Origin of the sequence: Leptolyngbya sp. FACHB-711 (assembly GCF_014695615.1) — a bacterium.
Taxonomy (GTDB): Bacteria; Cyanobacteriota; Cyanobacteriia; order Elainellales; family Elainellaceae; genus Leptolyngbya_A.
The window spans coordinates 1-2,366 of sequence record NZ_JACJOR010000435.1 but is presented as its reverse complement, the minus strand read 5'-3'; the positions used below and the strand labels follow the sequence as shown (position 1 = coordinate 2,366).

The following is a 2,366-nucleotide window of genomic DNA, read 5'->3' as shown; positions in this document are numbered from 1 at the left end:
TGGCAGTGGGTGCAGCAGTTTGGACGACAAGCCATCCAGCAACTAGAAGGGGAATTGATATCGTTGGACAAAGGCATTGAACCTGCCCAAGAATCGATTGACCCGATGTTCGTGGACTTGCCTTTGGTAATTGCTGCTGATGGTGTCAGTGTGCCGTTTCGCGCTCAAGCAGGAACGCCCAAGGGCAAGATCCGCTTTCAAGAAGTCAAGATCGCTCTGCTTGCTCGACTTCGCTCCGTTCAGACTCGAAGTGCTCAAACCAAGACTCGACTGGAGCAACGACGACTAGTGGCAGTGCTGGGCGACATCGCTGCCCTGCAAGCACGACTTCAGCTAGAAGCCTTGCATCAAGGCATCACCACTGCCCCTCAAGTGGTTTGGATTTCTGATGGAGCACGCGGATTTCGGCGATTATTTGAGCAACACTTTGCCAGCATCGCTATCGGTATTTTGGATTTCTATCATGCTGCTCAGCAGTTGTGGGAAGCTGCCGAAGCTTATGACGATACGCTCCCGACTCGCACTCCTGGGCAATGGTTTGAGCGATTGCGCCATTCATTACGTCATGGATATGTACATCGGATTGTTCAAGAACTGGGACGTTTATTGAAGTATCCGTCCACGCCTGCTTCAGCCAAACCAGTGTTGAAGCGAGTGCAGCAATATCTCAGCAAACATCTACCTCATCTGCAATATCGACAGTTCAAAAAACAAGGATTTCCCATTGGTTCAGGCATGGTCGAGAGTGCTTGCAAGTGGCTGATTGAGCAACGCTTTAAGGGAACTGGAATGCGTTGGAGTGAGGCAGGATTTAATCACTTGTTGCACTTGCGTCTAGCTTGGGTCAATGGGCGTTTTGATCCCCTGTTCGCAGACCACCCTTTAACCCTCCATCTCTACTCCCCCAACCGCTAGGTGCGCCCACAAAGCCTCTTGACTACACAAACGATTTAGGACTGCTATATGCTAAGATTAAGTTTCGCAATTTACGTCCGGTCTGTTATTGCGTATTGGAACTTGTTTATTCGAGGCATCCATAAAAACAACTAACTATTGCTCTTAGGCTGGTCCCAGCATTCTATTGGGGATAGGGGCACAACCAGGAGCGATCTAATCTATGACATTTCATACCCTCGGTCTTTCGACCGAATTGCTGCGTGCTGTTAATGATGAAGGCTACACCACAGCAACACCGATCCAGCAGCAGACAATCCCGGCGATTTTGCAGGGACACGATATTTTTGCCAGTGCCCAGACAGGAACGGGTAAAACCGCCAGCTTTACGCTGCCATTACTACAACGCCTCAACCTTTCATCCCCCGAAAAAAGTTATCGCCACCCGCGTGCTCTCATCCTGACCCCAACCCGTGAACTATCAGCCCAAGTCGGTGATAGCGTCACAACCTATGGCAAATATCTGACTCTTAAGTCAGCGATCGTTTATGGGGGTGTTGGCTTTGTGCCGCAAGTGCAAGCGTTGAAACGGGGCGTGGATATTGTAGTCGCAACTCCCGGACGATTATTGGATCACCTGGCGCAGAAAACCATTGATCTGTCCCAGATTGAAATCGTAGTGCTGGATGAGTGCGATCGCATGTTAGATATGGGATTCATCCACGACATTCGCAAAATTCTGGCAAAATTACCCGTTTCTCGACAGACGTTAATGTTTTCTGCCACCTTTTCGCCCGCGATCCGGCAACTGGCTGACACATTGCTCAATCAGCCAGTTCAGATTGAAGTCGCCCCTCGCAACACAGCGGCAGAACAAGTTGAACAGATTGTGCATCCAGTGGATCGCGATCGTAAGCGAGAATTACTGTCTCATCTGATTGGCTTTAATAATTGGAAACAGGTTTTGGTCTTTACCCGCACCAAACACGGGGCGAACCGATTGGCGGAGCAACTGGCTCAAGATGGGCTGAAAGCGACTGCGATTCATGGCAATAAAACCCAGTCTGCCCGTACTCGTGCTCTGAATGACTTTAAACAAGGGAAGGTGCGCGTCCTCGTTGCCACCGATGTCGCCTCCCGGGGGTTAGACATTGATCAACTGCCTCACGTGGTGAACTTTGAACTACCGAACGTGCCTGAAGACTACGTGCATCGGATTGGTCGGACGGGGCGCGCGGGTCATGCCGGACGGGCAATTTCTCTGGTCTCTAAAGATGAAAACTCCCTTTTGCAAGGGATTGAGCAGCTATTAAAGCGCAAACTAACAACAGATGTCATTCTGGGATACGAGCCAACGGCTTCTTCTCAGTTACAGGCAAAAGGGCAACCTGACCAACAGCGATCTAAAAAACGTCGAGGTCGACAGCGCCAAACTCATTCTGCTTCATCTCCTTACCGTGGAAAAAATTCCA

At 50.1% G+C, this 2,366-nt stretch carries 2 protein-coding genes; both read left to right on the top strand.

What is annotated here, in order from left to right; genetic code table 11:
* Positions 1 to 915 (top strand): ISKra4 family transposase (locus H6F80_RS19370; RefSeq protein ID WP_190793161.1); only part of this gene is annotated, 915 nt, incomplete at its 5' end.
* Between the two features lie 202 nt (positions 916 to 1,117).
* Positions 1,118 to 2,366 (top strand): DEAD/DEAH box helicase (locus H6F80_RS19365; RefSeq protein WP_190793160.1); only part of this gene is annotated, 1,249 nt, incomplete at its 3' end.